Annotated in this window: 5 protein-coding genes; 2 read left to right on the top strand and 3 right to left on the bottom strand. The window is 56.9% G+C overall.

All coding sequences use genetic code 11. The annotated features are described in order from the left end of the window. From QZ571_RS18170 to glpD, 3 genes are all read right to left on the bottom strand, one after another. Positions 1-511 (bottom strand): ABC transporter ATP-binding protein (locus QZ571_RS18170; RefSeq protein ID WP_295537548.1); only part of this gene is annotated, 511 nt, incomplete at its 3' end. Positions 512-518: 7 nt separating this feature from the next. After that, positions 519-1,610 carry an ABC transporter ATP-binding protein gene (locus QZ571_RS18165; RefSeq protein ID WP_295537546.1) on the bottom strand — a complete coding sequence of 364 codons (1,092 nt, stop codon included), beginning with the start codon at positions 1,608-1,610 and terminating at the stop codon, positions 519-521. Between the two features lie 28 nt (positions 1,611-1,638). Beyond that, on the bottom strand, positions 1,639-3,228 hold the full coding sequence (glpD, locus tag QZ571_RS18160) for a glycerol-3-phosphate dehydrogenase (protein ID WP_295537544.1): 1,590 nt from the start codon (positions 3,226-3,228) through the stop codon (positions 1,639-1,641). Between the two features lie 192 nt (positions 3,229-3,420). Here glpD and QZ571_RS18155 point away from each other — a divergent pair, with 192 nt between their 5' ends. Both QZ571_RS18155 and QZ571_RS18150 read left to right on the top strand, forming a co-directional pair. Continuing rightward, the gene (locus tag QZ571_RS18155) at positions 3,421-4,191 is read left to right on the top strand and encodes a DeoR/GlpR family DNA-binding transcription regulator (protein WP_295537542.1); all 771 of its coding nucleotides are present in this window, start codon (positions 3,421-3,423) and stop codon (positions 4,189-4,191) included. A 324-nt stretch (positions 4,192-4,515) separates the two neighbouring features. Continuing rightward, positions 4,516-5,298, top strand: coding sequence for a transferrin-binding protein-like solute binding protein (locus QZ571_RS18150; protein WP_295537540.1), 783 nt, complete (start codon positions 4,516-4,518; stop codon positions 5,296-5,298). Positions 5,299-5,469 lie beyond the last annotated feature (171 nt).

Genomic DNA, 5,469 nt, shown 5'->3' with positions numbered 1-5,469 from the left:
TCAAAGTCGGCGGTGCATCAAAGAGCACCGCGTTCACGTCCTCCCGCACATTGCCGCTACCAAGGCTGATCTTTTGCTGGGCATCCGCCGTCAGACCGCGCGCCTTGCGCGACAGCACCTCTTGCATGCCGATCATCTGCGCGATCTGATCAACGCGCTGCTTGATATAGCCCGCCTCCATGCCGCGATTGCGCAGCGGGAAGGCTAGATTGTCGCGCACGCTCATCGTGTCGTAAACGACCGGAAACTGGAACACCTGCGCGATATTGCGTTCGGCGGTGGGCGCATCGGTTACGTCGGTATCGCCAAACAGCACGCGCCCCTCGGACGGGCGCAACAGTCCCGAAATGATATTGAGCAAGGTGGATTTACCACAGCCAGACGATCCCAGCAGCGCATAGGCCCCACCATCGTCCCAAACGTGATCGAGTTGCTTGAGCGCGTAATCCGCCTCGGATTTCGGGTTGGGCAAGTAACTATGAGCGAGTGTTTTGAGCGTAATTTGTGCCATATTCGCCTCAGGCCGCTGCAGCATATGAGGCGGGCGCGGCAAGGCGTTCGTCCTCGGAAAACATATAGATAAAGGCCGGATCGACCGCGATGGTCAGCTCTTGGCCATGCGAGAGGTCGTGCACCCCGCCGATCAAACCAATCCAAGTCTGATCTTCGTGACTGAGGTGCAGATAGGTCTCTGATCCAGTCACCTCAGTGCCGTTCAAACGACATTTGAACTCAAGCGCATCGCCATCGCTTTGGCCCGCAAGGCGCACGTGATTGGGCCGGAATCCCGCGATATAGCGCCCGTCCGCCAGCGCCGCGAAACCACCATCAGCGGGTGCATGCGCCTGAGTGCCGAAACTCATCTTATGACCCTTGCGTTCAACCGAGATGAAGTTCATCGGCGGGTCGGAAAACACGCGCGCACTCAGAAGATCGCGCGGCTGGCGATACACTTCAGCGGTGGGGCCGAACTGCGTCATCCGACCCTCCCAAAGGGTCGCGACATTGCCCCCCAGCAGCAGCGCCTCTTCGGGTTCGGTCGTGGCATAGACAAAGATCGCGCCCGATGCCTCGAAAATCTTGGGGATCTCTACGCGCAGTTCCTCGCGCAGCTTGTAATCAAGGTTCGCCAGTGGCTCATCAAGCAGCACCAGCCCCGCGCCTTTGACCAGCGCGCGCGCCAAGGCGCAACGCTGTTGCTGGCCGCCCGAAAGCTCTAGCGGCTTGCGCTCCAGCATCGGGCCAAGCTGCATCATATTGGCTGTTTCATGCACGCGGCGCTCAATTTCTGCCTTGTCCACGCCCATCAGGCGCAGCGGTGAGGCGATATTGTCGAACACGCTCATTGCGGGGTAGTTGATGAATTGCTGATAGACCATCGCCACCTTGCGGTCTTGCACCCGCATTCCGGTGACGTCCTTGCCTTCCCAGAAAATCCGCCCCGAGCTTGGCTGATCGAGCCCCGCCATCAGCCGCATCAACGAGGTCTTACCCGCCAGCGTCGGCCCAAGCAGCACGTTCATCGTGCCCTTTTGCAACGTCAGATCCAACGGATGGATATGCGTGCGCCCATCAACCAGTTTCGACACCGATTTCAGTTCTAAAGTCATCGTTCCTCCCTCAGACCCCGTTCAGGCGCTACGCCCCAACCGCGTCTCCGACATGCAGCCGGATAAATGCCTCCAACGTCGCGACCTGCTCCTCGGTCAGTCGCAACCCAAGTTTGGTACGTCGCCAGATCACATCTTGTGCTGTGCGCACCCATTCCTTTTCGATCAGCCAAATCACCTCGGCCTCGCTTAATGTCGCGCCGAAATCGCGGCCTAAATCAGCGGGTGATTTTGCTTCCCCCAGGATGTCTCGCGCCTCAAGTCCGTAGTGGCGGATCATCCGCTCAGCCCACGGGGCGCCTAAAAACGGATAATCGCGCGCCAGATCGATGGTAACTTGCGCGGTGTCTTGCGGCCTGAACCCGCCGCCGGGCAAAGCCACACCCGCCGTCCAATCGGATTTTAGTTCTGGAAAATGGGGTCTGAGTTTCGCAAGCGCCCCCTCGGCGAGCCGACGATAAGTGGTGATCTTGCCGCCGAAGACATTGAGCATTGGCGCCCCGTCCTTCTCGTCGATCGACAACACATAGTCGCGCGTCGCCGCCGTGGCTGAAGAGGCCCCGTCGTTATACAGTGGACGCACACCCGAATAGCTCCAGATCACATCGTCGCGGGTCACGGGCTGCTTGAAATAGCCCGAGACAAAAGCGCAAAGATAATCTTGTTCGGCTTGGGAGCAGTGGGCCTCGCCGGGTGCGCCCTGATGATCCTGATCGGTGGTGCCAATCAGAGTGAAATCCTGCTCATAGGGGATCGCGAAGCAGATCCGACCATCTTCGCCCTGAAAGAAATAGCAGCGGTCGTGATCATAAAGTTTGCGGGTGACGATATGACTCCCACGCACCAGCCGGACCGACTCTTGCGAATTAATCTGGACTGTGTTGCGGATCACGTCTTCGACCCACGGCCCTGCCGCATTTACCAAGGTTCGGGCGTGATGTTCGCACCGACCTTCAGGCCCTTGGGTTACGACGGTCCAGAGGCCGTCGCGCCGTTTGGCCGAAACCACCTTAGTGCGGACAAGGATCGTCGCACCGCGAGCCTGCGCATCGCGCGCATTCAATACCACGAGCCGCGCATCCTGCACCCAGCAATCGGAATATTCATAGGCGAGATGGAATTTGTCCTGCAGCGGTTTGCCCGCCGCGTTTTGTGCCAGATCCAGCGTTTTGGTGCCGGGAAGCAGCTCGCGTCCGCCCAGGTGATCATAGAGAAACAACCCGAGCCGGATCAGCCAGGCCGGTCGCCGCCCCTTTGCCCATGGCATCACCAGCGACATTAGCCGTGAGGTGGGCGTATTATTTTCGAAGCGCATCTCAGCACTGTAGGGCAGCACGAATCGCATCGGCCAGCTGATATGGGGCATCGCGCGCAGTAAAATCTCGCGCTCGCGCAGCGCTTCACGCACCAAACGAAATTCGAAAAATTCAAGATAGCGCAGGCCGCCATGAAACAGCTTGGTTGATGCCGAAGACGTCGCCTGTGCCAGATCGCCCATCTCGGCAAGCGTGACCGATAGGCCGCGACCAGCCGCGTCTCGGGCAATACCGCACCCGTTGATGCCTCCGCCAATCACGAAAAGATCGACCGGCTGGCCGCCATTTGTTGCCGTGGACACAGACGCTTCCCCCCTCGCTGCACACAGACAGTTCAGCGATTCGTTACCTTTTGTCAAAATAAATATTCGTTTTTGTTGTATTTGTTGAAAATCGCGCATTTTCGCAAACACAACGCGCAAACACGCAAGTGCGGTGAAACATTCGGGTGACACGGGCGGGAAGCTATGGCAGCAGAATAAAAAGGAGGTCGCATGGCGCTCAGTTTCCGACAAAACGAGATTCTCAAATTGGCACGCGACGACGGGCGCGTCGTGGTCGAGACGCTTGCAGAGCATTTCAATGTCTCACTGCAAACGATCCGACGCGACCTGTCGGAACTGGCAGATGCAGGGCATCTCGACCGAGTGCACGGCGGCGCTGTGATCCGCATGGGGGTGATGAATTTCGCCTATGAGGAACGGCGCCGGATGAACGAAGCGGCGAAATCCGCAATTGGGCGAGCCTGCGCGCAGGCCATCCCTGACAACAGTTCGATCATTCTCAATCTTGGCACCACCACCGAGGCCGTGGCGCGCGAATTGCGCAACCATAGCAACATCACCGCAGTGACCAATAATATCAACGTCGCCAATACTTTATTGAGCAATGAAAGCTGTGACATCATGGTAGCAGGGGGCAGCTTGCGGCGCTCGGATGGTGGATTGGTGGGCGATCTGACAGCCGATTTCATGAATCAGTTCAAAGTCGATTTCGCGGTGATAGGCACATCAGCACTCGATGAAGAGGGCGATCTTCTCGATTATGACTTGGCCGAGGTGCGCGTCAGCCGCACAATCCTGCGTCAAGCGCGCAAAGTCTTCCTTGTCGCAGACAGCTCCAAGCTGACACGCTCGGCTCCAGTGCGTCTGGCCTCTCTTGAGGATATCGACGCAATTTTCATCGACACGCCGCTGCCGGAAGCCCTCACCAAACGCTGCGCAGATTGGAACACAGAGGTCATCGTCACGCCCGCTCAGAGTTGAAACCTTACGAGCTTTAGGACGTTCGAAGTTTTTCCGATGCGTTCGTCCCGTGCCCGAACGGACCGGAGTACTTTGAACTTCTCCTAATGTTAGAGCATCCTTCCATTCCTGAGAAAGGATCGCACCCTTAAACCGTGGGATCAAACACCTAGCGTTAGCTGTCTTGCAGTTACTGACTAGTCGTCTGTTTCAAGATATGAAGAGAAACTTGCCATCCGATTATCTCTCTGTATAACAGTTATTTGACATATTTTGAATATGCGGTTCCGCATCTTCTTTGATGCCTAATGAAAAAGGCCCGCAGCTGACGGTTTAGGAGATTTCATGCCAAACTGGGCTTTTCGGATCGATCTGGTGATCGCCGCCGCTTCGACCTTTCTACTCGTGGCTTGCTTTGGAAATGGGCCAGATAGTCCTGCTGTCGCGACTACCGAAGACGTCGCACCTACGGTGGCCCGGACGGGTAGCGCCGCGAATTATGCGTTCGTCTACCAACCGACAGGGGGAACGCCCGACCGCGTTCTGAGGACACAAAGTAATAGCGGCTGGTACTATTATCCCGACACGCTTGCCGGCATCCCTAGCAAATTCAAAACCTATCGCCAGTCGACAGAAGGCTTCCTACTACGTGGAACCAGCGATAGCGGTTCAGGCGAGGTTATTGTGGTGGATAACGGTGCGCAGCTGACGCGCCATGACCCAACCGTACTTCCGACTGTTGGCAGCGCAACCTATTCTGGATCCTATGGGGCCATCGTCGTGAATGGCATAAGGGACATGAGTCCCAAGACCGTGTCGGGGAAAGCAACGCTTCAAGTCGATTTTAAAGACCAAAATGTCTCCGGTGCAATCACTGACCGCGTCTATGATGGAGTGACCCCGAGCCAAGATGTGACGCTCAATACGTCTAGCATGTCAGGCGGGGCCTTCACGGGCACGACCACTGGTGGCGATCTAAATACGAGTGGTCTGACTGCCGCTAACGGAAGTTACACGGGCCTGTTGGTCGGGCCAAACGGCGAAGAGGCCATCGGTGCGGTGACTATCATCCACTCAAATGGCAGTAGTACGTTTACGGAACAAGGTGGTTTCGTTGCGAACCAATAGGCGACACGTTTGATGCTTTATATGCCCCATAACGCGAGAAGATGGAGAGTGTCAGATCTTCTGTGTATGAGTGATCCGGTCCATGCTTCATCGAAAGGAAGCATGCATGACGATCTCCAAGGAACTGCTGGACGAACTGCTGAAGGGCGTTGAGCGCCCCGAGGACCTGCT

Origin of the sequence: uncultured Thioclava sp. (assembly GCF_913064665.1) — a bacterium.
Classification (GTDB): Bacteria; Pseudomonadota; Alphaproteobacteria; order Rhodobacterales; family Rhodobacteraceae; genus Thioclava; species Thioclava arctica.
The sequence above is the reverse complement of the archived record's forward strand: the minus strand, read 5'-3'. Positions and strand labels throughout refer to the sequence as shown.